This window comes from Variovorax sp. GW821-FHT09D07, from assembly GCF_059416345.1.
Map to the genome: position 1 here is coordinate 89,307 of NZ_JBWKOY010000006.1, position 25,450 is coordinate 114,756.

At 70.6% G+C, this 25,450-nt stretch carries 22 protein-coding genes; 5 read left to right on the forward strand and 17 right to left on the reverse strand.

The annotated features are described in order from the left end of the window. Position 1: 1 nt before the first annotated feature. Complete coding sequence (locus AC07OX_RS21675) at positions 2-952, reverse strand: PhoH family protein (protein ID WP_172438305.1); 951 nt, start codon at positions 950-952, stop codon at positions 2-4. A 20-nt stretch (positions 953-972) separates the two neighbouring features. On the opposite strand from AC07OX_RS21675, the gene ruvA reads away from it, so the two are divergent. The 4 genes from ruvA to AC07OX_RS21695 all read left to right on the forward strand — a co-directional run bounded on the left by ruvA (position 973) and on the right by AC07OX_RS21695 (position 4,717). Then, on the forward strand, positions 973-1,545 hold the full coding sequence (gene ruvA, locus AC07OX_RS21680) for a Holliday junction branch migration protein RuvA (RefSeq protein ID WP_056577514.1): 573 nt from the start codon (positions 973-975) through the stop codon (positions 1,543-1,545). A 27-nt stretch (positions 1,546-1,572) separates the two neighbouring features. After that, positions 1,573-2,193, forward strand: coding sequence for a hypothetical protein (locus tag AC07OX_RS21685; protein WP_495262444.1), 621 nt, complete (start codon positions 1,573-1,575; stop codon positions 2,191-2,193). Continuing rightward, a complete protein-coding gene (locus AC07OX_RS21690; protein ID WP_495262443.1) occupies positions 2,190-3,185 on the forward strand; it encodes a helix-turn-helix domain-containing protein in 996 nt (331 codons plus the stop codon). The genes AC07OX_RS21685 and AC07OX_RS21690 overlap by 4 nt, the downstream gene beginning before the upstream one ends. 125 nt (positions 3,186-3,310) lie before the next feature. Further along, positions 3,311-4,717 carry an aldehyde dehydrogenase family protein gene (locus AC07OX_RS21695; protein ID WP_216846565.1) on the forward strand — a complete coding sequence of 469 codons (1,407 nt, stop codon included), beginning with the start codon at positions 3,311-3,313 and terminating at the stop codon, positions 4,715-4,717. Positions 4,718-4,751: 34 nt separating this feature from the next. Here the strand turns inward: AC07OX_RS21695 and AC07OX_RS21700 are convergent, their stop codons facing one another. The 10 genes from AC07OX_RS21700 to AC07OX_RS21745 form a co-directional block, all read right to left on the reverse strand. Further along, positions 4,752-5,903 carry a serine hydrolase domain-containing protein gene (locus tag AC07OX_RS21700; RefSeq protein WP_495262442.1) on the reverse strand — a complete coding sequence of 384 codons (1,152 nt, stop codon included), beginning with the start codon at positions 5,901-5,903 and terminating at the stop codon, positions 4,752-4,754. Further along, complete coding sequence (gene tynA / locus AC07OX_RS21705; RefSeq protein WP_495262441.1) at positions 5,900-8,209, reverse strand: primary-amine oxidase; 2,310 nt, start codon at positions 8,207-8,209, stop codon at positions 5,900-5,902. The genes AC07OX_RS21700 and tynA overlap by 4 nt, the downstream gene beginning before the upstream one ends. Positions 8,210-8,278: 69 nt before the next feature. Continuing rightward, positions 8,279-9,241 carry a helix-turn-helix domain-containing protein gene (locus AC07OX_RS21710; protein ID WP_062479263.1) on the reverse strand — a complete coding sequence of 321 codons (963 nt, stop codon included), beginning with the start codon at positions 9,239-9,241 and terminating at the stop codon, positions 8,279-8,281. Positions 9,242-9,367: 126 nt separating this feature from the next. Then, entirely contained in the window at positions 9,368-10,366 is a 999-nt protein-coding gene (locus tag AC07OX_RS21715; protein WP_447747292.1) for a Bug family tripartite tricarboxylate transporter substrate binding protein, read from the reverse strand. Positions 10,367-10,391: 25 nt separating this feature from the next. Then, positions 10,392-11,669 (reverse strand): alkyl sulfatase dimerization domain-containing protein, encoded by a 1,278-nt coding sequence (locus AC07OX_RS21720; RefSeq protein WP_495262440.1) that lies wholly within the window; start codon positions 11,667-11,669, stop codon positions 10,392-10,394. Beyond that, a complete protein-coding gene (locus tag AC07OX_RS21725; protein WP_495262439.1) occupies positions 11,666-13,000 on the reverse strand; it encodes a DUF1254 domain-containing protein in 1,335 nt (444 codons plus the stop codon). The genes AC07OX_RS21720 and AC07OX_RS21725 overlap by 4 nt, the downstream gene beginning before the upstream one ends. A gap of 5 nt (positions 13,001-13,005) precedes the next feature. Then, positions 13,006-14,394, reverse strand: coding sequence for a DUF1254 domain-containing protein (locus tag AC07OX_RS21730; RefSeq protein ID WP_495262438.1), 1,389 nt, complete (start codon positions 14,392-14,394; stop codon positions 13,006-13,008). 44 nt (positions 14,395-14,438) lie between these two features. After that, complete coding sequence (locus tag AC07OX_RS21735) at positions 14,439-15,437, reverse strand: Bug family tripartite tricarboxylate transporter substrate binding protein (protein ID WP_495262437.1); 999 nt, start codon at positions 15,435-15,437, stop codon at positions 14,439-14,441. A 29-nt stretch (positions 15,438-15,466) separates the two neighbouring features. Beyond that, positions 15,467-17,578, reverse strand: coding sequence for an acetate--CoA ligase family protein (locus AC07OX_RS21740; RefSeq protein WP_495262466.1), 2,112 nt, complete (start codon positions 17,576-17,578; stop codon positions 15,467-15,469). 23 nt (positions 17,579-17,601) lie between these two features. Next, complete coding sequence (locus AC07OX_RS21745; protein ID WP_139704412.1) at positions 17,602-18,663, reverse strand: porin; 1,062 nt, start codon at positions 18,661-18,663, stop codon at positions 17,602-17,604. 262 nt (positions 18,664-18,925) lie between these two features. On the opposite strand from AC07OX_RS21745, the gene AC07OX_RS21750 reads away from it, so the two are divergent. After that, a complete protein-coding gene (locus AC07OX_RS21750; RefSeq protein WP_223301435.1) occupies positions 18,926-19,549 on the forward strand; it encodes a Crp/Fnr family transcriptional regulator in 624 nt (207 codons plus the stop codon). A 25-nt stretch (positions 19,550-19,574) separates the two neighbouring features. Here the strand turns inward: AC07OX_RS21750 and AC07OX_RS21755 are convergent, their stop codons facing one another. The 6 genes from AC07OX_RS21755 to AC07OX_RS21780 all read right to left on the reverse strand — a co-directional run bounded on the left by AC07OX_RS21755 (position 19,575) and on the right by AC07OX_RS21780 (position 25,433). Continuing rightward, entirely contained in the window at positions 19,575-20,189 is a 615-nt protein-coding gene (locus tag AC07OX_RS21755; RefSeq protein ID WP_062482720.1) for a YdeI/OmpD-associated family protein, read from the reverse strand. Beyond that, positions 20,186-21,133 (reverse strand): phosphatidate cytidylyltransferase, encoded by a 948-nt coding sequence (locus tag AC07OX_RS21760; protein WP_172438312.1) that lies wholly within the window; start codon positions 21,131-21,133, stop codon positions 20,186-20,188. Before AC07OX_RS21760 ends, AC07OX_RS21755 begins: the two co-directional genes overlap by 4 nt. A 5-nt stretch (positions 21,134-21,138) precedes the next feature. Then, positions 21,139-21,804 carry a lysophospholipid acyltransferase family protein gene (locus tag AC07OX_RS21765; protein ID WP_307696472.1) on the reverse strand — a complete coding sequence of 222 codons (666 nt, stop codon included), beginning with the start codon at positions 21,802-21,804 and terminating at the stop codon, positions 21,139-21,141. A gap of 95 nt (positions 21,805-21,899) precedes the next feature. Further along, positions 21,900-22,340 (reverse strand): hypothetical protein, encoded by a 441-nt coding sequence (locus AC07OX_RS21770; RefSeq protein WP_062482724.1) that lies wholly within the window; start codon positions 22,338-22,340, stop codon positions 21,900-21,902. Further along, complete coding sequence (locus tag AC07OX_RS21775; protein WP_495262436.1) at positions 22,333-23,670, reverse strand: phosphatase PAP2/dual specificity phosphatase family protein; 1,338 nt, start codon at positions 23,668-23,670, stop codon at positions 22,333-22,335. The genes AC07OX_RS21770 and AC07OX_RS21775 overlap by 8 nt, the downstream gene beginning before the upstream one ends. Continuing rightward, positions 23,667-25,433, reverse strand: coding sequence for a bifunctional alpha/beta hydrolase/class I SAM-dependent methyltransferase (locus AC07OX_RS21780; protein WP_495262435.1), 1,767 nt, complete (start codon positions 25,431-25,433; stop codon positions 23,667-23,669). The genes AC07OX_RS21775 and AC07OX_RS21780 overlap by 4 nt, the downstream gene beginning before the upstream one ends. Positions 25,434-25,450: the final 17 nt, after the last annotated feature.

The window sequence follows — 25,450 nt, forward strand, 5'->3', positions numbered from 1 at the left end:
GTCAGTGGCCTCCCGAGCGCTTGCGCTGCCCGTCGTAGGCATCGACGATCTTCGCCACCAGCGGGTGGCGCACCACGTCGGCGCTCGTGAAGTGCGTGGTCGCGATGCCGGCCACGCGCTTGAGCACGCGCTCGGCGTCGATCAGGCCGCTGAGCTGCTGCTTGGGCAGGTCGATCTGGCTCACGTCGCCCGTCACCACCGCCTTGGCGCCGAAGCCGATGCGCGTGAGGAACATCTTCATCTGCTCCACCGAGGTGTTCTGCGCCTCGTCGAGGATCACGAAGGCGTTGTTCAGCGTGCGCCCGCGCATGAAGGCCAGCGGCGCAATCTCGAGCACGTTGCGCTCGAAGGCCTTCTGCACCTTCTCGTAGCCCATGAGGTCGTACAGCGCGTCGTACAGCGGGCGCAGGTAGGGGTCGACCTTCTGCGTCAGGTCGCCCGGCAAAAAGCCCAGGCGCTCGCCCGCTTCCACGGCGGGGCGCGTGAGCACGATGCGCTGCACCGCCGCGCGCTCCAGTGCATCGACCGCGCAGGCCACGGCCAGGTAGGTCTTGCCGGTGCCGGCCGGGCCGATGCCGAAGGTGATGTCGTGCTTGGCGATGTTGTCCAGGTACAGCGCCTGCGTGGGCGTGCGCGCGCGCAGGTCGGCGCGGCGCGTGACGAGCATGGCCGCATCCTCGTCGCTCATCGAGCCGTCGCCGGCCAGCGTGAGCTGCACCACGGCCGGGTCGATGGCGCGCTGGGCGATCTCGTACAGCGCCTGCAGCACCTCCATGGCCCGTTGCGCCGGGGCCTTGGGGCCGTCGACCTTGAACTGCTCGTGGCGGTGCGCGATCTTCACGCCCAGGGCGTCCTCGATGCGGCGCAGGTGCGCATCCAGCGGGCCGCACAGGTGGCCGAGGCGCGAATTGTTCAGGGGGGTAAAGGTGTGTCGCAGAATCACGCCGGACATTTCAAGGAAAAAGGGCACCCATGATAGGCAAACTGACCGGCACGCTCGCAGAGCGCAACCCCCCGCAGGTGGTGGTGGACTGCAACGGCGTCGGCTACGAGGTCGACGTGCCGATGAGCACGTTCTACAACCTGCCCAACGTCGGCGCGAAGGTGTCGCTGCTCACGCACTTCGTCGTGCGCGAGGACGCGCAGATTCTCTACGGCTTCGGCACCGCCGAGGAGCGGGCGGCCTTCCGCCAGCTCATCAAGATCACCGGCGTGGGCCCGCGCACCGCGCTGGGCCTGCTCTCGGGCATGAGCGTGGGCGAGCTGGCGCAGGCCATCACCACGCAGGAGCTGGGCCGGCTCGTGAAGATCCCGGGCATCGGCAAGAAGACCGCCGAGCGGCTGCTGCTGGAGCTCAAGGGCAAGCTGGGCGCCGACATCGGCCTGCCGGCGCATGCCGCGTCCGACGCGCAGGCCGACATCCTGCAGGCGCTGGTGGCGCTGGGCTACAGCGACAAGGAAGCCGCGCTCGCGCTGAAGGCGCTGCCAAAGGACGCGAGCGTGAGCGACGGCATCAAGATGGCACTGAAAGCCCTGGCGAAGTAACCGCAGGCCACCGAAGGCAGGCACGACATGCCGAACTGCGACTTCTACGCCACGCCCGAAGACCATGAGGGCCTGCTCACGTGGCTGCTGGCCGAAGGCAGCTGCGAGGTCCATGAACTGGGCTCCGACTTCGGCCAGCCCCTGAAACGCTTCCATACGGCCGCCGAGGTGTTGGCGCAGTTCGAGCGGCGCTACCCCAATGGGAGGAAGTGGCGCGCTGTGCACTTGCAGCTCTACGTGCTGGGGGCCGGGCCGCCCTTCGTGCCTCGTCACGTGGCGCTCGACCCGAAGGCCTGCGATGGCGCCACCTTTCGCTACAGCGCCGACGGCTGGGGCCTGGTGCAGCTGTACCTGAGCGCGCTGTCCGAGGGCGACGCGCGGCTCGAAGACTCTCACACCAACCACAACACGCTCAAGCGTGCCCAGGCCTGGTCGGGCACGGTGAGCGAGATGGGCGACGTCGGCGCCTGGGATTTCGGCAAGATCACCGCCTTCTCGTCGCGCCTGAACCGCGAGATCCGCAAGCAGGGCGTGGCAAAGGTCGGCAGCCGCGCCATACTGCCGGGCGCACTCAAGCTGTGGAAGTCCGGGGTCGCCTTGGGCCCCTGGAAGCCCGGCGAACATGCGTTGCAAGGAGACACCTCGTGAGCGCTTCCTCTTTCGCCCCCCTGTCTGCAAGCATGACCGGTGGCCCATTGACGCCGCGGATGCGCGCCGAGATGCCGTTCGAGCTCGTCGGCCCGCGCCTGCAGGCCGTGTGCGGCAACTTCACGCCCGTGCCCATGCCGCGCCAGCAGACCGTCTCGGGCGGCATCGAGGTGCGGCGCGCCGGCGGTGTCGACGTGGCGCTCATCGGCCAGAACCTGCAGCGCGTGCACCGCGACGCGCAGGCCATCCGGCGCGACGACCGCGAGCATTTCTTCCTCGTGTTCCAGGACCACGGCGGCGCGCTCATGTGCCAGGGCGCGCAGCAGATCGCGGTGCAGGCCGGCGACATCGTGCTGATCGATTCGGCGCGGCCCTCGGAGTTCGTCTACGACGGCGCCAGCTCGCAGCAGGTGTCGGTGCACCTGCCGCGCGCCGACATGCTCGCGCGCTTCGGCCCCGCGCTGCAGGGCGGCGTGTGCGTGCGACGCGGCGACGCGCTGGGCTTCGCGATGCGCGCCATCCTCGCGCGCCTGCTCGACAGCGGGCAGTCCGACGACGCGCACCTCGTGGAGGCCTTTCTCGGCGTCTTCGGTTCGGTACTGGTCGAGCGCGCGCGGCAGGCGCCCGCGCTGCTGTCACGCAACGCCGGCGAGGGCGTGTTGCGCCGCGCGATGGACCACGTGGCGCTGCAGTTCCACGACCCAGCCTTCCACGCGGGCGAACTGGCGCGGCACCTGGGCGTGTCACCGCGGCTGCTGCAGCGGGCCTTCGAGGCACTGGGCGTTTCGCCGAGCCGCCACATCCTCGACGCGCGGCTGGCGGCGGCGCGCGCCGCGCTCGATGCGGCGGCCCGGCAGGGCGGCCCCGCGCCGGCCATCGCGGTGGTTGCCTACGACTGCGGCTTCAACGACCTGTCGTTCTTCTACCGCGAGTTCCGCAAGCGCTACGGCGTGCCGCCGGGGCGCCTGGCACTTGGACCCCTGACGCACTGACGCACTGACGCCTGAGTCCATTCGCTGACGCCTGGCTCCAAGACGCCGGCCCCTGCTTTTCCTACATTGGCTCGGCGCGCCCGCCCTGCGGCGCGCGCCAGCGTCAACCCAACCAGGACAAAGCAATGCAAGAGACAAGAATGACGATCGGCGGTCGCGCGGTGCCAGGCACGGCCTCCTTCGAAGTGCGCAACCCCGCCAACGGCCAGGTGATCGGCACCGCGCCGAACGGTTCGCGCGACGACCTCGCCGCCGCCGTGGCCGCCGCGCAAAAGGCCTTCACGAGCTGGTCGCGAAAGTCCGACGACGAACTGGCCGCCGCCTGCCGCGCCGTCACCGAGAAGATCGGCGCGCACGCCGAAGAACTGGCGCGCCTGCTCACGCTGGAGCAGGGCAAGCCGCTCAACGGCCTGGGGTCGCGCTGGGAGCTGGGCGGCGCCGCGGCCTGGGCCGGCGCCACCGCGGCGCTGTCGCTGCCGCCGCGCGTGCTGCAGGACAACGCGCAGGGCCACGTCGAGATCTTCCGCAAGCCCGTGGGCGTGGTCGGCTCGATCACGCCGTGGAACTTTCCCGTGCTGATCGCCGTGTGGCACGTGCTGCCGGCGCTGCGCACGGGCAACACGGTCGTCATCAAGCCTTCGCCCTACACGCCGCTGGCCACGCTGCGCTTTGTCGAGCTGCTCAACGAGGTGCTGCCCGAAGGCGTGGTCAACAGCGTGAGCTGCGACGACCGCACCTCCAACCTCGGCGCCGACATGGCGAGTGACCCGGTCATCCGCAAGATCGTGTTCACCGGCTCCTGCGCCACCGGCAAGAAGGTGATGCAGTCGGCCGCCAGCACCATGAAGCGGCTCACGCTCGAGCTCGGCGGCAACGACGCCGGCATCGTGCTGCCCGACGCCGACCCCAAGGCCATCGCCGAAGGCCTGTTCTGGGGCGCGTTCCTCAACAACGGCCAGACCTGCGCGGCCATGAAGCGCCTGTACGTGCACGCCAGCATCCACGACGAGGTGTGCGAGCATCTCGCGGCCTTTGCGAAGCAGGTGCCGATGGGCGACGGCATGGACGAGAAGAACGTGCTCGGCCCGGTGCAGAACCGCATGCAGTTCGACAAGGTTGCGCGGCTCGTGGCCGACGCGAAAAAGAAGGGCCAGGTGCTCACGGGCGGCGAACCGGGCGAGGGCCTGTTCTTCCCCGCGACCATCGTCGCGGGCCTGAAGAACGGCGATGCGCTGGTCGACGAAGAACAGTTCGGACCCGCGCTGCCCGTCATCCGCTACACCGATGTCGAAGAGGCCATCCGCGCCGCCAACGACAGCGAGAACGGCCTCGGCGGGTCCGTGTGGTCGAAGGACATCGAGCACGCCAAGCGCATCGCCTCGCGCCTGGAGTGCGGCTCGGTGTGGATCAACAAGCACGGCGCCATCCAGCCCAACGCGCCCTTCGGCGGCGTGAAGGCCTCGGGGCTCGGCGTGGAGTTCGCGGAAGAAGGGCTGAAGGAGTACACCGACGCGCAGGTGATCTTTTCCTGACGCAGTGCAGGGCGTGGCGTGCGCCACGCTCTGTTCAGGTGCGCAGCGCGGCGGTCAGTGCGCCGAGCAGCGCATCGGTCTCGACCAGGCTCGGCGGATGGATCGGCGCCGGCCACGTGCTGTGGATCGCGACCACGAGCCGTTCCTTCGGATGGATGTAGACCTGCTGGCCGAAGATGCCGAGCGCGGCGAACAGGCCGCCGTCGAGTTCGGGCAGCGCCTTCTCGCCGGTCGGGAAGGTCCACCACTGGTAGCCGTACCCCATCGGCTCAAAGCCCGCGAGCGTGCCGGGCGCGAGGTGGCTGGCCGCGTCGACGCGCGTGGCATCGGCCACCCAGCCATCGGGCAGCACCTGCTGGCCGCCGGCCATGCCGCCGCCGAGCACGAACAGGCCGAAGCGCCCGAAGTCGCGCAGCGTGGCGTTCACGCCGCTGCCAGTGAACTCCTGGCCGTCGACCGCATCGAGCTGCCAGTAGGCGTCGGCCTCCATGCCGAAGGGTGCCCAGATTTTTTGTGAGAGGTAGTCGCTGATCGGCCGGCGGATCGCGCTGGCCAGGATCTCGCCGACCAGGCAGGTCTCGCCGGTGCTGTAGTTGAAGCGCGTGCCCGCCGGTGCCACGCGCGGGCGCTGCGCCATGAACTTCAGCACCGCGCCCTTTTCGCGCGTGAGCTGCACGCGCATCAGCTGGCGCCGGTCGGAGTCGGCGTCGAGGTAGTCCTCGTTCCAGGCCACGCCCGAGCTCATCTGCAGCACCTGCTTCACCGTCACGTCGTCGTAGGCCGAGCCACTCAATGCGGGCAGGTAGCGCACCACAGGATCGTCGAGGCTGGCGATGTGGCCATCTTTCACGGCCGCGCCAACCAGCGTGGAGGTCAGCGATTTCGCGACTGAGAACGACAGCCACTTCGTCGCTGCGTCGTTGCCCATGGCGTAGCGCTCGAGCACGACGCGGCCGTCCTTGATCACCAGCAGGCCGGCCGTGTGGTTGCGCGCCATGAAGTCGCTGATGCCGAAGCGCTGCGCATCGACCGGCGTGCCCTCGGGCAGCGGATGCACCTGCGTGCCGCGACGGATCGCGCGCGTCGCGTAGAGCCGGTCCATGTGGCGGTAGGTCGGCGCCTGCAGCGCGGGCGCCAGCGTCATCAGGTCTTCGTAGCGGCCGATGGCCTCGTCGGATGTAGTCATTTCGCAGCTGGCCGGTTCAGCCCCAGCGTCGGCGTCTCGTCGAAGAAGTTCCAGGGCTTGAGCAGCGCATGCACCCACTCGGTGGGCATGATCGGCCACTCCTCGGCGCGCGCGACGTGCGTGGTGCCGGTGGTGAGCCACACGACGTTGTCGGTGCTCACGATCTCCTGGTTGTCGGCCGTGAACTGGCCCAGGCCCGTGTCCTTGTTGGAGCGGTTCGGGTACTTGCCTTCGGGGAACAGCTCCTCGGGGTCGTAGCGCGTCACCCAGAGCTGGCGGTCCATGAAGCTCAGGCGGTGGTTGATCCACTCGTCCTTCGCGAAGTTGGCGCCCTTGGCGATGGGGTGCGTGCCGCCCGCGTACGGCACCAGCTGGTAGGACACCGGGTTGCCGACCTTGTTGTTCTTCGCCGGGTTGCTCAGCAGGCGGATGGTCGAGGGGTCGAACTTCTGCGCCGCCTGCTGCTCGGTGCGCACCGTGCGCTGCACCGTCTGCATGGTGCTGGTGCGCGGGCCGCCGCGCGTGTTGGGCAGCACCACGGGGTCGACCTCGGTGAGCGTGTTCTGCTCGCCGTCCACATCGAGGTCGAGGCGGAAGTTGTAGATGTGCTGGTGCGTGGTGCCGACGATGTGGTGGTCCAGCAGCGTGCCATAGCGCGTGTCCTCGGCGGCCGTCGGGTCCTGCATGGTGCGCGACTTCACGCCCTTCACCGCTTCGATGCCGGTGGCGCCGGCGTGGATGCCGATGGTGCCGTTCTCGGCGAACACCCAGTCGAACAGGTAGTCGTAGTTGCCCACCGTGCTGATCCAGCGCACCACCAGCTCGCGCCGCTCGGTGCTGATGTTGGGCTTGCCCATCTCCTGGTGCTTGAACTCGGGGTCGGCATAGCGCTCGAAGACCGCGATGGCGCGCGGCACCTTGGTGGGCGCGCCGGTGTAGTCGGCCAGCGTGGCGTCCAGCAGCACGGCGTTCTGCGGCGCGTCCTTGTTCGGCTCGATGGGCGAGGTGAGCGTGCCCATGCCGTACTCGCCCGAGTCGAGATACGCCTTGAAGTACCAGCCGGTGTCGGGGTCGCCATAGGGCACGATCATGCCGCCCAGCGAGCCTTCGTACATCACCTTGCGCTTCGTGCCCTTGTCGTTGTACGTGACGGTGGACAGCACCAGGCCCACGCGCGAGTCGAGCCGCACGTGGAAGTCCCAGTTGCGCCAGTGCATCGTGTGGCCGGTGATCGTGTAGTTCTTGCCCTCGGGCTCGGTGATCTCCAGCGGCTTGGGCGCGGGCGTGGCCGCGCGGTCGCGCCCGTCGTAGGGCGTGGGCTTGAGCGGCACGGGCACGAGGCCGCCGTCCTCGATCTTGATGACCTTCTTCTGCTCCAGGTCGACCACCGCCACCAGGCCTTCGATGGGATGCGCCCAGTAGTTGCCGTCGCCCACGTCCAGGTAGCTCACCACCTTCAGCAGGCGGTCTTCCTGGCGCAGCGAATCCTTGCCGTCGAAATAGCCCACGGTGAGCGGCGTGGCCACCACCTTCTTCACGTCGGCGATGCCGCGCGTGGCCAGGGCCTTGGCGTAGTCGGGGCTGGCCTCGATGGCGCTCTGCACGGTGGCGAAGTCGTCCAGCAGCACCATGCCGTGCGCGCCTTCGATCGGCTTCCATGCGGTGAGCGTGCGCGCCGCGAGATCGACCGTGCCCTCGATGACCTTCTTGCCGTCCAGCGCCACGAAGGCCGCCTGGCGCGGCGCGCGCACGGGCTGGCCGGTGAGCGCGAAGTTCCAGACCTCGTCCTTGGGCGGGCGCTTCACGCTGATCTCGGTGAAGCGCAGGCCGGCCTTGTGGCGCCCCGAGGCCTTCAGCACCTCGAGCGTGGCCTGGATCTCGGCCTCGGTGAGCGGGTTCAGCGGGTTGGGCACGCGCTCGACCACGAAGGTCTTGTCCAGGCTGGACTGGAACACCTGGTTCACGAAGTCGTGCGGCACGTAGGCCGCGCCCTTGCGCATGACGACGGGCACGTCCAGCTGCATCGGCTGGCCGTTGACCAGCGCCGTCTTCGAGCCGGGCTTCAGGCGCACCAGCGTGCCGTTGCGCGCCACGGTGAACACGTTGGCAAAGCTGTCCCAGCGCAGCGTGCCGCCGAAGTCTTCCACCGTCTTCTTCAGCGGCACCATGTGGGCCGCGCCGCCGTGGGCCAGGGCCGGCTCAGGGCTCAGGGTGCCGAGGGCGAGCGCCAGGGCAGAGGCCAGGGCGGTGCCCAGGAGACGCCGTGCGGCGCCGCGGCCGGGCGTTCGGTGGTAGCTGCTGCGCATGGCTGCATCCTTCTTCGCGTGTTGTGGTGGACAACCGCGAAGGTAAGAGCGCCGCCGGCGCGGGCGTTATCAAGATTTGGCAAACCACCGCGCGCGCGTGGCGGACGGCAGCTCGCCGAACAGGCGCGCGTAGTCGATGGCAAAGCGCGACAGGTGCCAGAAGCCCCAGCGCGCGGCGATGTCGCCGATGGTGTCGTCGCGGCAGGCCTGCATCTCGCAGCGCACGCGGTTCAGGCGCATCACGCGCAGGTAGGTGACGGGGCTCAGGTGCAGCACGTCCTCGAAGGCGTACTGCAGCGAGCGGCGCGACACGCCCGTGGCCGCGCACAGGTCGGGCACGCTGATGGGCTCGTCGGCGTGCGCCTGCATGTACTCGCGCGCCTTGGCCACGATGTGGCGGCGCGCCGCCGTGCTGGCGGGCAGCCGGGCCTCGAAGGCCTTCGACCCCATGCACTGCAGCACCGCGTCGGCCAGCGACAGCGACAGCATGTGGCGCGCGGCCGGCTGTTCGAGCTGCGCGAGGTTGTCGCGCGCCAGCGACAGGGCGGCGCCCAGCAGGCGGGTGAAGGCGGTTTCGTCGAAGCCGGGGTGCTGCACCGGCGCGGGCGCCGGCATGCGCAGTTCGAAGTCGGGGCCGAACAGGGTGGTGGCCAGCTTGGCCAGCGGTTCGGTGTCGACGCACACGGCCATCAGGTCCATGCCGGCGCCGGCCAGCAGCTCGAACTCGCCCCGCGGCGGCAGCGCGCTGAGCTGGCGCCCGCCCAGGTCGTGGCCGCAGTACCAGCTGCCCGGGGCGGCCGTCTCGGTGAGCGCGAAGGCGATGGCGCCGGGGCGGCCCCGGCCGCGCTGCAGCACGGTCTGGTTGGCGCGCTCGTGGAAGACCTGCACGAAGTCCAGGTGCAGGTCTTCGGCCAGCCCCTCGAAGCGGCCGTTGGACAGCTGCTCGTAGTGCTGGTCCCAGGCGCCGACGCCCGAGGCCTGCGCCTGGGCTTCGGCGGTGAGTTGTCGGCTGAAGTGAAGAAGCTCGGTCATGGTGCGCGCTGGCGCAGTTGCCATCGCGCAGCCGATGAGCAGAAACCGTGCCTGTCACGGCGCAGTGTGTGGGAAGCGCCGCCGCCCGACCATGTTGCTTACCCTTGGTCAGGGCCGCTCAGGCGTTCATTCGAGCGTCAGGCCGATGTCCTTCACCAGCGCGCCCCAGTCGCGCAGGTCGCTGCGGATCGTGGCGGTGAACTGCTCGGGCGTGTTCTGCGGCAGGTCGTTGAAGTTCAGCTCGTACATGCGGCGCACCACCGCGGGGTCGCGCAGCACCTGGTTCACGGCCTCGTTGAGCTTCTTCACGACGGCCGGCGGCGTCTTGGCCGGCGCCAGCAGGCCGTACCAGGCGTAGGTGGTGAAGGGGTAGCCGCTCTCGGTCATGGTGGGCACGTCGGGCAGCATCGGGATGCGCGAGGGGCCGCTGTTGGCCAGCGCCCGGATGCGCCCGGCGCGCACGATCTCCACGGTCGAGGAGATGTCGGCGAAGGCCGCATCGACCTGGCCGCCCACGAGGTCCTGCACGCAGGGGCCGCTGCCCTTGTAGGGCACGTGCGTCATGACCAGGCCGGCCTGCTTCTTGAGGCTTTCCATCGCCAGGTGGCCGCCCGAGCCGTTGCCCCACGAGCAGTAGCTGAGCTTGTCGGGGCGCGCCTTGGCGTAGGCGACGAACTCCTGGATGGTCTTCACCGGCAGGTCCTTGCGCACCAGCAGCAGGTTGCCGCCGCGCCCGACCTGGGCGATCGGCACGAAGTCCTTCAGCGGGTCGTAGGGCAGTTTCTTGTAGAGGCTGGGGTTCACCACCATCGTCGCGGCGTAGGTGAACAGCAGCCGGTAGCCGTCGGGCGTGGAACGCGCCACCACCTCGCTGCCGAGGATGCCGTTGGCGCCCGGGCGGTTGTCGACCACGAAGGGCTGCTTCAGGATCTTGCCCAGGCCGTCGCCGATCAGCCGCGCGATGGTGTCGGTGCCGCCGGCCGCCGCGGTGGGCACGACCAGCGTCACGGGCTTGTCGGGGTAGCTGTCGGCCTGTTGTGCGTGGCTGGCCGTTGCCAGTGCGGCCAGGGAGCAGGCGGCCAGCAGCGTGCGCAGGCCGAAGCGGAATGGTGTTGTCGTTGTCATGGTCCGTGTCTCCGATGGAAAGGCTTCAGCGGATGCCGAAGCGCGCCTGCGTGCCTTGTTCGATCATGTCCGCGCCCACGCGATACAGGTTGCGCGAGACGTAACTGGGCACTTCGCGGGCCCGCTCGCGCAGCCATTCGGCCTTGAGCGAGCGCGCCTCGGCGATCTCGCTGGCCTCGCCCTCGGCGGTGGCCAGCAGGTCGATCACGTGCAGCGCGAGCTGCCACTGCCTGCTTGCCGCCAGCGCGCGTGCCTGGTCGATCACGCCGCGCTTGTCGGTGATGGCGTCGGCCACCGCGCGGCCGATGGCCTCGGGCGCGGCCGGGTGCAGCGAGGTCGGGTTGCGGTCCCACCAGCCGTTCTCCGAGCGGTAGATGTCGCGCACGATGTAGCCCGGGTCGCCGTAGGTGGGCTTCATCCACTCGACCGCGAACAGCTCGTCGGGAAAGCGGATGCGCGCCAGGATGTCGCGCTCGTTGAGCCCCTCGTTCATGAGCCGCACCACCTCCGCGCGCACCCAGCGCAGCGCGCGGGCCGTGTGCACGAGCACGTGCTGCACCTGGTCTTCGCCCTCGAGCGTGGCGCCGAATTCGCGCACCGCCTTGCGCGGCTTCAACGCCGCCAGCGTCTCCAGCGTGTCGGCCCAGCGCACCGTGTCGCGCATCGTGCGAAAGGGCGTGCCGATGTTGGGAATGGAGTCGATCAGCGCCGCGCCGCCGTACAGCACGCGCTGCGCCGGGCTCCACAGCGCGATCGCGTCGTCGGTTTCCGAGGGCGCCCAGCGCAGCTCGATGCGGCGCTCGCCGCTGCCGATCTGCAGCACGTCGTCGAAGGTCTCGGTGGGCGGGTGTGTCACCAGCCGGTGGTCGAAGAAGCCGGCGGGGCGGTTGAACTGGATCTCGGCCATGCGGTGCTGCAGGGCCAGCGTCTCGCGGTAGCGCGCCAGGCGGCGCGGCACGTTGCGGTGCGCAATGATGCGCGGCGGCGCATCGCCGCGCGCGGCGGCATGGGCCAGCCACATCGGCACGCCGGCGTTGTAGCCGATGTGGCCGTGGCTGAAGCACAGCGCATGCACCGGTGCGTCGCTGAGCTGGCGCAGCGCGTCGATCATGCCCTGCGTCACCGAGCCGCCCGGGCCGGCGTCGATCACGACCAGGCCCACGTTGGTCTCGGCCACGAACGATTGGCCCTGTCCGCGCAGGATGTGCAGGCCCGGCGCGACGGTCTCGGTGCCGGTGCCGACGATGAGGAAGGGCTTTTCTTCTTCTGTTGCTGCTTGGGGTTTTTCAGCGGTGGCGCTCATGCGGAATCCTTGGTGACGGTGAGGGGCGGCAGCTGGTAGCGGCCGTCGAGCAGTTCGGCGCGCGGCACGTAGGCGCGCAGGCACAGGTAGAAGCTGCCTTCGGGCGCCGGCAGCCAGTTGGCGAATGCGGCCTCGCCTTCGGGGCGTGCGTGCTGGATGTGCAGCGTGAGCCCGCCGTCCGCGTCGCGCCGCAGTCCCGGCGTGCGGTCGCCGATGGCGTAGCGGTCGATCGGGTTGTCGACCAGCATGTAGTCGCGCGTGTCGTACATCGTGAGCGACCAGAAGGCATCGACCGGCGGCAGCGCGTCGGGTGCGAAGCGCAGCGTGTAGCGGCGCTGGCCGGTGAGGGCCTCGCCCGTGGCGTCGTGCCAGGCCATCGGGTAGGTGGCCTCGCGGCTTTCGAGCATGCCGATGTACTTGAGCGCGATCAGCGCGCGCGCCAGGTGGTCGTCGCCGAAGGAGCCTTCCACGAGCGGCATCTGCACCCAGCCCGAGGCCGTGGTGCGGCCCGACTGCGCCTCGCGCAGCCGGGGCAGAACGGTGTCGAGCGCGGCCTGCAGCGCGGCGCGCTGGCCGTCGTCGAGTGCGCCTGCATCGGCCCCGATGCCGAGCGATGCGTAGCGCGCAAGCCGCGTCGCATCACCAGCCGGCGGTGCGTTGTCGCGCAGCGCCGCGTTCACCTGCGCGGCGAAGTGCTCCGCGGTGAGCGGCGCCTTCGGGTCGCAGGCCGGATCGAAGGCGCGCGGCGCCGAGCGGCGGCCGGCTTCCCAGTCGGTCAGCGTGCGCACGAGAAAACCGTCCTGCAGCGCGTTGACGGCCGGCACGTCCTGCGGGCCGTCGACCAGCAGGCGCCCGATGATCCACAGCCAGCGCGTGGGCGCCTCGATGCGCGCGCCCGGCGCGTCGAAGGCTGCGGGCAGCGCGCCACGCCATCCCGGCGGCGTGACCACGAAGGTGCGCGCCGCCGTGCCCGTGAGGCGCTGGCCCAGGTGCGCGAAGGGGTTGGTGAAGAAGTCGAGCAAACCCAGCACGTAGTAGCGCCCGGCCGTGTCGGGCACGTCGATCACGAGCGGGCCCTCGCCCAGGTCGAGCCAGGCGTTGGTGTAGAGCGTGTCGTTGTTCGGCGTGACGACGCGGCTCTTGCCCGCGCCCAGCAGCTGGCGCGCGTGCGTGAACACGTTGCACCAGCGCAGCGGCTTGGGCGCCTCGCCGGCGGCGTCGGTGCGCTGCGGCGAGGTGGCCGCGCGCATGCGGCACATCTCGTACAGCGGGTAGGCGTAGACCACGGCCTCTTCGGCCAGGGCGTGAAGGGAGTCGGTGTGCGGTTGCATCGTGCTCAGCCCTGTTGTGCCTGCAGCGCCGGGATGCGCCAGCCCTGCACGCCTTCGCGCGGGTAGTACATGCGCAGGATCAGGTAGAAGCGCCCGGCCGGCGCGGGCAGCCAGTTGGCGGCGTCGGCGGGGCGCGCGTGGCTCACCACCAGTTCGAGGCTGCCGTCGGCGTTGCGTTTCAGCCCGGGCGTGCGGTCGCCGATGGCGTGGCGGCGGACGTCGTTGGGGTAGAGAAAACGGTCGCTGTCGTACAGCGTGACCGACCAGAAGGCGTCCGCGGGCGGCAGGTCGCCGGCCTCGAAGCGCATCGTGTAGCGGCGCTGGCCGTCCAGCGGTTCCTGCGTGGCATCGTGGTGTGCGGCGGCGTACACCGCCTCGCTGGTGGCCAGCGCGCCCAGGCCCAGGTAGGCGGTGCGCGCGCGGCCGAGGAACTCGTTGCCGTAGCGGCCGGTGGCCGGCGTCATCGACCAGGGCTTGGGCCGGCGGTTGCGGCCCACCGCGCCGACCAGCTGCACGCCCTCGGCGAAGCCTTCGATCAGGCCTTCGCGCAGCGGTGCTTCGAGCGCGTCCCACGAGAACGCAGCGTTGGCCAGCAGCCCACCCTGGCCGAACCACGCCACGAGCGCGCGGTCTTCCACGCGGCCCGGCGCTTCGGCCAGCGCGTGGCACACGTTGGTGAAGAAGCGCGGCGCCACTTCTGCAGCGGGCTCGCCGTGCTCGAAGGCGGCGGCCATGACGTCCTCGTGCGGGCCGGCCCACTGCTCGATGGCGGCCGGGCGGCCCTGCAGCACGGTGCCGGGCGCGGGTGTCAGCTGGATCTCCGACTGCAGCGCCCGCGCGGCCGGCCAGTCGCTTTCATCACCCACCAGGATGCGGCCGATGAGCCAGACCAGGTCGGTCGGGCAGCGCACCACGCGGTGGCCGGCGAGCGATTCCGGCACGGTGCCGCCGGGGCCCACGAGCACCACCGTCTCGCCCTCGGGGTTGCAGTTGCGCGGGCCCAGGTTCTCGAAGTTCTCGGTGTAGGCGTCGTACAGCGGCAGCACGAAGTAGCGCCCCGGGTGCCGTGCCGACGCAGGCACGGTCAGCAGCATTGGCCCGCGCGCCAGATGCAGCCAGGCCATGGTGTAGAGCAGGTCGTTGGCGGGCGTGACCACGTCGCGGTCTTCGTGGGTGGACGGGCGCGGCGCGTGGTGCAGCGTGTTCAGCGGCGCGCGCACGTCGGAGCCGGCCGAGGCACCGCTGCGGCGTTCGGCGCGCGGCGCGGTCTGCATGGCGCAGGTGCGGTAGGTCTCGGTGAGCGGATAGCCGTAGACGAAGGCGGCCAGGCCGATGGAGCGGGCGAGCGCCTTGCGGGCGGCGGCGATGTCGGGCACGGGAGCGGGAGCGTTCATGGGAGAGACCTCGGGGTTCGGAAAGAGGGAGAGGGGAAGGCGGTTCAGTCGAGCTTCACGCCCGTGGCCTGCGTGAGCTTCAGCGTCACGGGCAGGAAGGCCTTGTAGGCCGCGGCGGCCTCGGGCGGCAGGTTGCCCACGGGCTCGGCGCCGAGCTCCTCGATGCGCCGGCTCACCTCGGGCTGGCGCACCACCGCGCTGACCTCGCGGCCCAGGCGCTCGACGATGGCGTCGGGCGTCTTGGCCGGCGCCATCAGCGAGGTCGGGCCGGTCATGGCGTAGACCTCGTCGGCGTAGCCCTGCTCGGCGAAGGTGGGCACGTCGGGCAGCGCGCGGGCGCGCCGGGGGCCGGCCACGGCCAGCGGGCGCAGCTTGCCGGCCTTGATGTACGGCTGCAGCGTGGTGACCGAGCCCACGGTCATCTGGATCACGCCGCCGATCAGGTCGATCGCCATCGGGCTCTCGCCCTTGTAGGGCACGTGCATCGTCTGCAGGCCATAGGCCTTGTCCATGTAGACCTGCACCTGGTGCGGCTGCGTGCCCGGGCCCCACGAGCCCATCGAGTACTTGCCGGGCGCGGCCTTGGCGGCGGCGATCAGGCTCTTGAAGTCGGTCGCCGGCACCGAAGGGTGCACCGCCAGCACGGTGCGCGTGGTGGCGATGTCCGACACCATGCGCAGGTCGGTGCGCGGGTCGTAGGGCAGCTTGCTGTAGAGCACCAGATTCGCCGTGACGGGGCCCGGCACCGTGAGCAGCAGCGTGTGGCCGTCGGGCGGGCTCTTGGCCACGTAGTCGGTGCCGATGATGCCGCCCGCGCCGCTGCGGTTCTCGACCACCACCGGCTGGCCCAGCCGCTTCGACAGGCCCTCGGCCACGAGCCGCGCGAGGATGTCGGTCGAGCCGCCCGCCTGGTACTGCACGATGATGCGCACGGGCTTGGAGGGGAAGGGCGCTTCCGTGGCCGCCGCCGCCGTGCTTGCCGCGAGCGCCAGTGCCGCGCCCGCGCCGAGTGCGCGCCCGAGTCCGTTCTTCGATGTCGTCATGCGATGTCTCCGGTGGTTGTTGTTGTGCTTCAGGGCGCGCGGCCGACGACCAGCGCGTCGACCGCCACGCAGCCGCCCTCGGCGTGCGCGCGCGCGATCAGCGGGTTGATCTCGGCGCTGTCGAGCGAGTCGCCCGCGCGCTGTGCAAAGTCGGCGAGCGCGCACAGCGCATCGGCGATCGAATCGAGGTCGACCGGCGGCCGGCCGCGCGCGCCGTTCAGGATCGCGAAGGCGCGCAGCTCGCGCACCATGGCCAGCGCGTCGTCGCGTGTGATCGGCAGTGCGCGCAGCGACACGTCGCGCAGCGTCTCGACGTGGATGCCGCCCAGGCCGAACATCAGCACCGGCCCGAACACCGGGTCGCGGTGCACGCCCGCGATGCATTCGACGCCGCCCGTCAGCATGCGTGCCACCAGCGCGCCGTCGAGCCGCGCCTCGGGCCGTGCGGTGAGCGCGAGGTCGCGCGTGCGCTCGAAGGCCGCGCGCGCCTGCGCCGCGCCGCGCAGTCCGAGCGCCACGCCGCCCACGTCCGACTTGTGCGGGATGTCGGCGCTGACGATCTTCACCACCACCGCCTCGCCGAGCGCGTCGGCTGCAGCCGCGGCTTCGTCGGCGCTGCGCACCACGCGGTGCGCGACCACGGGCACGCCGGCATCGGCCAGCAGCGCGAGCGCGTCGGGCTCGGACATCGTGCCGGGCGCGAGCGTCAGCGGCGCCTGGATCGACGCGGGCGCCGCAACCACCGCCGCCGCAGGCTTCAGCCCTGCCAGCGCGGCGATCGTGCGGATGCCATCCGACGGGTCGGCGAACACCAGGCAGCGCATCGCTTCGAGCTCGGCGCGACGTTCGGGCGACAGCAGCGTGCTCACCGCCAGCAGCGTGTCGGGATACGCCTCGCGCAGCGAGCTCACCAACGAGCGCAGCACCGGCCAGAACGCGTCCGACGCGCCCGCGGCAGCCAGGAAGCCCATCCACGACGCGAAGCCCTGGTCGTCCAGCATCACGCGCGCCGTGCGATCGATCAGCGTCATGTCGTTGGTGACCTGGCCCGTGATGTCGACCGGGTTGCGCGGCGCCGCGAAGGGCACCCAGCGGCGCAGCGTGTCCTGCGCGGCCTCGCTCAGCGGCCGGGCATCGAGGCCCTGGGCCGAGGCCTCGTCGGCCATCAGCGCGCCGACGCCGCCCGAGAGCGTGAACAGGCCGATCGAGCGGTCGCGCGGGCGGCCTGCCACGGCCGCGCTGTGGGCCAGGTCGAAGAACTCCGTGAGGTTGCGCGCGCGCAGCACGCCGTACTGGCGGAACACGGCGTCGTACACCGCGTCGTCGCCCGCCAGTGCGGCGGTGTGCGAGGCCGCGGCCTCGGCGCCGAGTGCGGTGCGCCCGACCTTGACCATCACCACCGGCTTGCCGTTGGCCTGTGCCAGCGCCAGCGCGGCGCGCAGGCGGGGGCCGTCGCGACAGCCTTCCATGTAGGCCATGATCACGTCGGTGTCGGGGTCCTGCGCGAGCCAGGCCAGGCAGTCGGCGACCTGCACGTCGGCCTCGTTGCCGGTGGTGGCCCACAGCGACAGGCCGACGCCGCGCGCCCGCGCCATCGCGTAGGCATAGGCGCCGAACGCGCCCGACTGGCTCACGAGCCCGATGCGCCCCGGCATCACGCGGCCCACGCCGGGCGCCGGCGAGAAGGTGGCGTACACGTGGCGCGCGATGTTCATGAAGCCCAGGCAGTTGGGGCCGACCAACCGCACGCCCGCGGCACGCGCCTTGTCGCCCAGCCGCGCCTGCGCCGCCGCGCCCTCGGTGCCCACCTCGGCAAAGCCCGAGGAGAACAGCACCACGCCCTTCACGCCCGCCGCGATGGCGTCGTCGAGCGCGCCGTCGACCAGCGCCGACGGCACCGCGAGGATGGCCAGGTCCACCGGCTGGCCGATGGCGCGCAGGCTGGGGTAGGCCGGCAGGTCCTGGATGCGGTCGGCGTTCGGGTTGACCGGGTACAGCGCGCCCTCGAAGCCGAAGCGGCGCTGGTAGTCGACGGGAATGCCGCCGATCTTCTGCGCGTTGGACGAGGCGCCGACCACCGCGATGGCACGCGGCGCGAACAGCGCCGAGAGGGATTCGGCTTGCGAAGAGAAGAAGTCCATGGGCATGGCGAAGGGTTCGGAAGTCAGAAGTTGTGGCGGATGCCGGTGGCGAGCACGCGCACGTCGTTGCCGCTGTTGGCCACCACCGGGATGGTCGCGAGCGAGGCCGAGGCACCGTGCCGGTTCAGCAGGCGCAGCCAGCGCGCGTAGACGACGGTGCGCTTGCTCAGGTAGTAGTCGTAGCCCAGCGTCCACGCCAGCTGCGAGCGTTCGCTCTCAGCCACCTTGCGCTGCGTGGCGCCGAAGATCAGGTTCGAGGCCGGCGTCACGTTGTAGGTGGCGCCCAGGTTCACGAGCTTCGCGGTCGGCACGTTGGGCAGGCTCGAGGCGTTGCGCACGTAGCTGGCGTACAGCTGCAGGCCGATCGAGGGCAGCTCGTAGGAGCCCGTCAGCGCCTGGTAGGTCGTGGTGGCGGGCGAGGCCACGGGCGCCGCCGCCGAGCCCGAGCGCGCGCGCTGGAAGGCATAGGCGATGTAGTAGGGCTTGCGCGCCCAGCCGATGTTGCCGCCGTAGACGTTGCCGCTCTGGTGGCTCGGCGCGCTCGATTCGCCGGGCGCGTAGGCCAGGTCGGCGAAGAACTCCATGCTGGCCGGCGTGCGGTAGCGCACCATGTTGCTGGCGCGGGCCGCGAAGGGCGTGAGGCCCGGTTGCGCGTCGGTGGCGGCCACCAGGTTGATGGGCGAGAACACCGAGTTCAGGCCGTAGGGGTCGGCCTTGAACAGCGCGTAGAACATCGGCGTGTACATGCGGCCCGCGTCGATCTGCCCCCACGGCGCCGAGAACCCGACGAAGGACTGCCGGCTGAACGACATCGCGGGGCCGGGCAGCGTGCCGTTGCCGGTGTCGGGCGCAAAGCCGCTCTCCAGCGTGAAGTGCGCGCCCAGGCCGCCGCCCAGGTCCTCGGTGCCGCGAAAGCCGATGCGCGAGGCGGTCTGGCCGCCGTCCTCCAGCCGCGTGGAGGAGGCGGGGCCCGACCTGGCGTGCGCCACGTACAGGTCGAGCGTGCCGTAGACGCTCACGGTGCTTTGCGCGGACGCAAGGGCGCAGGCCGCGAGCGCGAGGGCCGCGGTGGCTGTCTTCTTCATTTGGGTTGTCTCCGGTGTGGCGAGCCGCAAGGCGGTGCCGCCTGTGTGCTTGTCGATGTCCGGGGCTTACGATAGAAATGAAGGGCCCCCGAATCTGTCAACGCTTTGACAGATTCGTGAACACCAGGGCAGGGAGAACCCGCTGACCCGACCACCTGCAACCACCCCTCCCGACGCCGAAGACAGCGCCGAGCTGCTCGACCGCGCGCTGCGCTGGAACGAGCTGTTTTCCCAATGGCCCGACGCGCGCCGCGCCGAGCTCATGAAGTCGGCGCGGCTGGTGCGCTACCGCCGCCGCACGCAGGTGCTGGCGCGCGACCGCCACAAGCGCGAGCTGCTGGCGGTGGTGTCAGGCTGCCTGGAAATCAGCAGCATGAGCCCGCAGGGGCGCAAGTACGTCAACGCGCTGCTCGGGCCCGGCCAGGTGGCGCCGCTGGTGCGCCTGCTCGAGGACGTGCCGCTGCCCTACGACTACCACGCGCACGAAGACTCGGTGATCGTCCACCTGCCCAGCGACGCCGTGATCGCGGTGCTCGACGCCGAGCCCGCGCTGTGGCGCGGCGTGGCCCGGCTGGGCCTGAAGCGCCAGCGGCTGAGCGTGGTGCTGCTGCAGAACCAGATGCTGAACTCGGTGCGCGGGCGCGTGGCCGCCACGCTGATGAGCGTGATCCACTTCTACGGCATGCAGGTGGAGGCCGCCGCGAGCCTGCCGGTGCGGCTGTCGCAGAACGACCTCGCGGCGATGCTCGGGCTGTCGCGCCAGACCATCAACAAGGAGCTGGGGCGGCTGGTCGCGGAAGGCGTGATCGACATGAGCTACAAGCGCATCCGCATCGTGGACCCCGACCAGCTCGCGGTCATCGCGACGGGCACCGGGCCGCAGTGAGCGGCGCGCACCGCCGCGTGCAGGCTCAGGGGTGGATCTTCTCGCCCTTGGCGAGCATCTCGACGAATTGCGCGATGCGCCGGGCGCGCGTCTCGGGCTTCTTCGCGCCCTGCGTGCGGAACAGCACCGCGAAGCGGTTGCGCGCATCGAGCGTGGCGAAGAAGGCCTTGGCCTTGCGGTTGGCGTCGAGCGCGGCCTGCAGGTCGGGCGGCACGGTGGCCACGCTCGGGGCGTCGTAGGCCGCCTCCCAGCGGCCGTCGGCGCGGGCGCGCTCCACCTCGGCCAGGCCGCCGGGCTGCATGCGGCCCTCGTCGATGAGCTTCAGCGCCTTGTCGCGGTTGATCTTCGACCAGATGCTGCGCGCGGTGCGCGGCGTGAAGCGCTGCAGGAAGAACTGCGCGTCCTGGCTCTTGCGCTGGCCGTCGATCCAGCCGAAGCACAGCGCGATCTCCAGCGCCTCGGGGTGGTCGACGGAGGCGATGCCGCTGGCTTTTTTCGCAATGCGCAGCCAGACGCCGGCGTGGCTCGCATGGTGTTTCTTGTACCAACGCAGCAGCGCGGCGGCGTCGGCGCATTCCAGTGGCGTGTCGTCGACGATGCGGTCGGTCTTGACCGCGGTCTTCTTCGCCGCCGGGCTCATGGCACCCACCAGTAGCGCAGCGCGTGGAAGTAGATCGGCGCCGCGAAGATCACCGAGTCGAGCCGGTCGAGCATGCCGCCGTGGCCTTCGATCATGGAGCCCCAATCTTTCACGCCGCGGTCGCGCTTGATGGCCGACATCACCAGCCCGCCGAAGAAGCCCAAGAGGCAGATCATGAAGGCCATGAGCGCCGCCTGCCATGGGTTGAAGGGCGTGGCCCAGTACAGCGCCGCGCCCATCGCGGTGGCGCTGGCCACGCCGCCGATCAGTCCTTCCCAGGTCTTCGAGGGCGAGAGCTCGGGCGCCACCTTGCGCTTGCCGAAGAGCTTGCCCCACACGTACTGCAGCACGTCGCTGCCCTGCACCACGATGACCAGGAAGGCGATCAGCAGCAGGTTGCGGCCCTCGAAGCCCGGGATCTGCAGCGTGAGCAGCGCCGGCACGTGGCTGATGCAGAACACGCACACCATCAGGCCCCACTGGATCTTCGAGGTGCGCTCCAGGAAGCGCTGCGTGTCGCCGCCCACGGCCGCCAGGATGGGCAGCAGCAGGAAGGCGTAGACCGGGATGTAGATCGAGTACAGCCCGTACCAGTCGATCCAGATCAGGAAGTACTGGCCCGGCAGCGCCACGAAGAAGGCCAGCGCAATGGCGCCGTGGTCGCCGCGCCGCGTGTAGGCCAGGCTGATGAACTCGCGCAGTGCATAGAACGAGATCAGGTAGAACAGCACGATCACGCCGCCCTTGCCGAAGGCAAAGGCCAGGCCGATCACCGCCACCATGACCCACCACGCGTTGACGCGCGAGTTGAGGTTGTCGATCACCGAGTGCGGCTGGCCGTGCGCCACGCGCCACTTGAGCAGCGCGCCGATGGCCGAGGCCAGCACGAGCACGCCGAAGACGCCGCCAAAGAGCTTGAAGGTGGTCCAGGCGAAGGGGGACATTTCGATCACGAGGCGGTCCCTCCGTTGGGTTCGATGCGGTCGTACTCCGGGCGCAGGTCGAGCATGGCCGTGCGTGCGCGGGCGAGGAACGCCGTCTTGTCTTCGCCTTCCTCGAGCTGGATCGGTGCGCCGAAGCGCACCGTGCAGGCCAGCGGGATCGGCACCAGCGTGCCCTTGGGCAGCACGCGCTTGAGGTTCTCGATCCACACCGGCACCAGCCGCACGGTGGGGCAGGCGCGCGCCAGGTGGAAGAGGCCGCTTTTCAGCGGCAGCAGGATGTCGTCGCCCGTGTTGCGGGTGCCCTCGGGGAACATGATGAGCGAGTCGCCGCCTTCCAGCGCCTCCTTCATCTGGTCGACCGGGTTGCCGCCCTGGCCCGAGCCGTCGCGGCGGATCATGAGCGCGTTGAACACGTCCTTGCCGATGAAGTTGCGCAGCTTCGAGGCCTCCCAGTAGTCCTGGCCCGCCACGGGCCGCGTGAGCGCGCGCAGGTCGGAGGGCAGCGTGGCCCACAGCAGCACGAAGTCGCCGTGGCTCGTGTGGTTGGCGAAGTACAGCGTCTGCTCGGCCTTGGGCGTGGTGCCCGACCAGATGGCGCGCACGCCGGTCAGGAGGCCGGCCGCGCCGATGATGAGCTGGCCCGCCACCACCGCGAGCCCGCGGCGCACGATGGCGCCGGGGCGGGCGCTGTCGTTGCCGTCGCCATTGCTGCTGCTGCTGCTGCTGCTGCTGCTGCTGTCGTTCTTGTTGTTGCCGTTGTCGTTGTTCAAGCGAGTTCCTGTGTCATGAGGGCGAGCAGGAAGAGCGCGTTCTGGCAGGCGATCACGATGGCGTGGCGCTGCATCAGTTGGCGGGTTCCCTGCACGCGGTCGGCGAGCGCGCGGGCGTTGGGCTGCGGTGGCGGGTCGCGCAGCCCGAGCACCGAAAGGGCGTTGTCCATCGCGCCCAGCGAGGCGATCTGGCCGTTGGCCAGGCCTTCGAACAGCGCCTGGTCCAGCCGCAGCCGGAAGGCGAAGTAGCGTTCGAGCACGCCCAGCACCATCACCGCGGCAAAGGCCAGGATGGCGGTGTTCGAGAGCCCGCGCAGCGTGAGCGCCAGCACCAGGGCGGCGATGCAGGTGAGCGCGAAGCCCCAGAGGGCGAGCATGGCCGCCGCGCGCAGCAGGCCGGCCAGGGTGGTGCAGGTGGCGCGTTCGTTGTCAGTCATGGCGCGAAGGTGTTCCAAGGGGTTCGAGTGCGGTACGCCAGGCGGCGTGCAGCACGATCTGCGGGCGGGCGCGGCGCACGGCGTCTTCGGCCTGTGCCAGGCCGTGGTCGCGGCCCAGCCAGGCGATCACGGCGGCGGCGCTGCGCGAGAAGCCCAGCGCGCAGCAGACCCAGACCGCCGTTCCGTCGGCCGCCGCGCGGCGCTGGCCTTCGATGACGGCCGCGGCGCGGCGCAGGCGCACGGGCGGCGGCACCACGAGGTCGAGCAGCGGCACGCAGCGCGCACGGGCGGGCGGCACGCCGGCCGGCAGTTGCAGCTCGGCGCACAGGCTCACGAGCCGGGGCTGGCCGGCGGCGAGCCATTCGGCCTGCGTGGGGCGACGGCCCAGGCGCAGGCCGGGCACCACCTCGACCGAGGCCGGCAGCTTGCGCGTCCAGAGCCACACATTGAAGGCCGCGGCCAGACGGTAGGGCGCGAACAGCCAGCGCGCCGCCCAGCCCATGCGGCCGTGGCCGTCCATCTGGAAGCCGCGCGCGCCGAAGCCGAGGTAGTTGAGCGCCACCAGCGCGAGCGCCGCCGCCGGCCACGCCAGCCACAGCGCCACGCCGCCCGTTGCCAGCGCCGCGAACAGGCACAGCGCCGCGCCCACGGCGTAGAAGCCCGCGAGCTTCAGCCGCTGCGGATCGCGCGCCAGGCGCCATGCGCGCAGCATCGACACCCGGCGCGCCATCGGCCACAGCCAGACGCAGAAGATGCCCAGCAGCGCGCCGGTCGGGATGTCGATGAAGTGGTGCTGCCAGGTCGTGAGCACCGAGGCGCAGATCGCGAAGGCCCACACATGCAGCACGAGCCGCGCCCACAGCGGCCGGATGAAGCGCCGGTACCAGTCCCACAGGATCACGGCCAGCGCGATGTGCAGCGAGGGCGCCTGGTTGTAGGGCTGGTCGAAGCCGCGCAGCGCATTGAACAGGAAGGCCGGCGCGCCCTCCACCGGCGGCTGGCCGAAGCTGAAGTGCAGCGGCCAGAGGATGAAGCAGGTGCAGGCGATGAGCGTGGCGCTCACCAGCCGCAGCGCATGCCGGTCGAGCGTGTGGCGGTCACGCGCCAGGAACAGCGACAGTGCGTAGAAGACGTTGATGGTCCAGTACGGAAAGATCGTCCAGGCCCAGAAGGGCACCTGCCGCTCCCAGTCGAAGGCCATCGAGGGCACGCTGGCGCGCGTGGTGGCCCACCAGTTGGCGAAGCCGTAGGTCGCGTAGAACAGCGGCCCCAAAAACACCAGCCACGCGGCGGCGCGTTTCCACGGCCGGGGCGCGCGCCGGGCGGTCATTGCGCGACGCGCACCGCCAGCGACACCGTGAAGATGCCCCACTCGTCCACCCGCTGGTCGATCTTGCGGAAGCCCGCTTCTTCGACCAGCTGGTCCATCTCGGCCTGCGTGCGCCGGCGCATCACCCAGGCTTCGCCCTGGCGGTGGCTGGTGAGCGCGCGGGCGATCATTTCGAGCTGCGGGTGCCAGGGCTGGCCGGTGTAGACCAGGTAGCCCCGGTCTTCCACCGCGTCGCCCACGCCCGCCAGCGAGCGGCGCACCATCTCGTTGTCGGGGAACAGCTCGTACAGGCCCGACACCACCGCCAGCGTGGGCCGCGGCGTCACGCTCGCCAGGCTGATGCGGTCGAAGGCGTCGGCCTGCACGAACTGGGCGACGTCTTCCAGGCCCTTCTCGGCGATCAGGGCCGTGCCGTCGCGCACGTTGATGTCGCTGTAGTCGCGCAGCAGGATCGAGCTGGCCTTCACCGGACTGGCCAGCACCGCGTCGAGCACGTAGCGGCCGTGGCCGGCGGCGATGTCCATGAGCCGCACCTCGCGGTGCATCTCGACCAGCCGCTCCATCGCGATGCGCAGCAGCTCCTCGACGTGGACCTTGCGCTGGCGGATGCCGCGCCAGCCGATGGAGTCCAGGTAGGTGCGGTCGACCGAGCGGCCCAGCGCGCCCTTGCCCTGCGGCTGGTTGCGGTAGACGTAGTCGAGCGTGCTGCCCGAGTCGAAGCCCGTGGCGTGGCCCAGCGCGATGCCGCTGGACAGCGCGCCGCCCACGCGCAGCCCGCCGCGCGTGATCGCCCAGTAGGCGCCGCGCGGCGAGAGGGGCGAGAGCGGTTCGGCCAGCGCGCGCGATTCATCGGCCGTGTTGCCGCGCAGGTGCGCCTCGCGCAGGTCGACCGGCACGGCCGGTTCGTCGAAGCGCTGCAGGATGAATTCGCGGATCGACGCCACCGCGGGCGCCCGGTCTTTCTCGCCCAGCGTGTCGTGGAAGAAGCCTGGCAGCACCGTCTTCGTCTTCACCGCGCTGCCCAGCCGCTCGAAGAACTGGTGCTGCGGCTTGTGGTGCACCACCCAGTCGGCGCCCGAGATGAGCAGCTGCACCGGCAGCGTGATCGCGTTGGCGTCGGCCACCACGCGGTCGGCCGCCTCGTACAGGCCCAGCAGGATGTTGACGGCGATCGGGCGCGAGATCAGCGGGTCGTTCTTGTAGCTCTCGATGCGCGCGGGGTCGTGCGTGAGGAACTTCGGCTTCACGTAGCTGTTTACGAAGAACAGCCCGCGCAGCTTGTGCATCAGCGCCAGCCCCGGCCGCGCGAACGGCACGTAGAGCTTGACCTTGAAGGCCGGCGAGGCCAGCGTGAGGCCGCGCACCTTGGGCGCGTAGTCGTGTGCCCAGGTGGCGATCAGCACCGCGCCCACGCTCTGCGCCACCACGTGGATGTCGTGCTCGGGCACGCCGTGGGCGGCGGCGATGTGCTGCACGAAGGTCTGCACGTCGCGCACCGAGGTGCCGAAGCTGGGGCTGTAGCCGCGCTGGCCCGGCGACAGGCCGTGGCCGCGCGCATCCCAGGCGAAGAAGTCGAAATCGGGCAGGTCCAGCTCGTCCACCAGGTGCGCCATGCGCGCGCCGTGCTCGTGGCCGCGATGGAACAGCAGCACGGCGCCGCGCCGCGCGGCGCCCGTGGCCGGCCAGTGGCGGTAGAACAGCGATTCGCCGTCGTGCGTGCGGAAGTGGTGTTCGGCGGCGACGCGGGGTGTGGAAAGGGTCATGAAGAAGGGTCTTCTTT

Bases quoted from the DNA above. Each gene is read 5' to 3' on its own strand.
- AC07OX_RS21675 (WP_172438305.1), bottom strand. From the start codon at position 952: ATGTCCGGCGTGATTCTGCGACACACCTTTACCCCCCTGAACAATTCG.
- ruvA (WP_056577514.1), top strand. From the start codon at position 973: ATGATAGGCAAACTGACCGGCACGCTCGCAGAGCGCAACCCCCCGCAG.
- AC07OX_RS21685 (WP_495262444.1), top strand. From the start codon at position 1,573: ATGCCGAACTGCGACTTCTACGCCACGCCCGAAGACCATGAGGGCCTG.
- AC07OX_RS21695 (WP_216846565.1), top strand. From the start codon at position 3,311: ATGCAAGAGACAAGAATGACGATCGGCGGTCGCGCGGTGCCAGGCACG.
- AC07OX_RS21700 (WP_495262442.1), bottom strand. From the start codon at position 5,903: ATGACTACATCCGACGAGGCCATCGGCCGCTACGAAGACCTGATGACG.
- tynA (WP_495262441.1), bottom strand. From the start codon at position 8,209: ATGCGCAGCAGCTACCACCGAACGCCCGGCCGCGGCGCCGCACGGCGT.
- AC07OX_RS21710 (WP_062479263.1), bottom strand. From the start codon at position 9,241: ATGACCGAGCTTCTTCACTTCAGCCGACAACTCACCGCCGAAGCCCAG.
- AC07OX_RS21715 (WP_447747292.1), bottom strand. From the start codon at position 10,366: ATGACAACGACAACACCATTCCGCTTCGGCCTGCGCACGCTGCTGGCC.
- AC07OX_RS21720 (WP_495262440.1), bottom strand. From the start codon at position 11,669: ATGAGCGCCACCGCTGAAAAACCCCAAGCAGCAACAGAAGAAGAAAAG.
- AC07OX_RS21725 (WP_495262439.1), bottom strand. From the start codon at position 13,000: ATGCAACCGCACACCGACTCCCTTCACGCCCTGGCCGAAGAGGCCGTG.
- AC07OX_RS21730 (WP_495262438.1), bottom strand. From the start codon at position 14,394: ATGAACGCTCCCGCTCCCGTGCCCGACATCGCCGCCGCCCGCAAGGCG.
- AC07OX_RS21735 (WP_495262437.1), bottom strand. From the start codon at position 15,437: ATGACGACATCGAAGAACGGACTCGGGCGCGCACTCGGCGCGGGCGCG.
- AC07OX_RS21740 (WP_495262466.1), bottom strand. From the start codon at position 17,578: ATGGACTTCTTCTCTTCGCAAGCCGAATCCCTCTCGGCGCTGTTCGCG.
- AC07OX_RS21745 (WP_139704412.1), bottom strand. From the start codon at position 18,663: ATGAAGAAGACAGCCACCGCGGCCCTCGCGCTCGCGGCCTGCGCCCTT.
- AC07OX_RS21750 (WP_223301435.1), top strand. From the start codon at position 18,926: ATGAAGTCGGCGCGGCTGGTGCGCTACCGCCGCCGCACGCAGGTGCTG.
- AC07OX_RS21755 (WP_062482720.1), bottom strand. From the start codon at position 20,189: ATGAGCCCGGCGGCGAAGAAGACCGCGGTCAAGACCGACCGCATCGTC.
- AC07OX_RS21760 (WP_172438312.1), bottom strand. From the start codon at position 21,133: ATGTCCCCCTTCGCCTGGACCACCTTCAAGCTCTTTGGCGGCGTCTTC.
- AC07OX_RS21770 (WP_062482724.1), bottom strand. From the start codon at position 22,340: ATGACTGACAACGAACGCGCCACCTGCACCACCCTGGCCGGCCTGCTG.
- AC07OX_RS21775 (WP_495262436.1), bottom strand. From the start codon at position 23,670: ATGACCGCCCGGCGCGCGCCCCGGCCGTGGAAACGCGCCGCCGCGTGG.
- AC07OX_RS21780 (WP_495262435.1), bottom strand. From the start codon at position 25,433: ATGACCCTTTCCACACCCCGCGTCGCCGCCGAACACCACTTCCGCACG.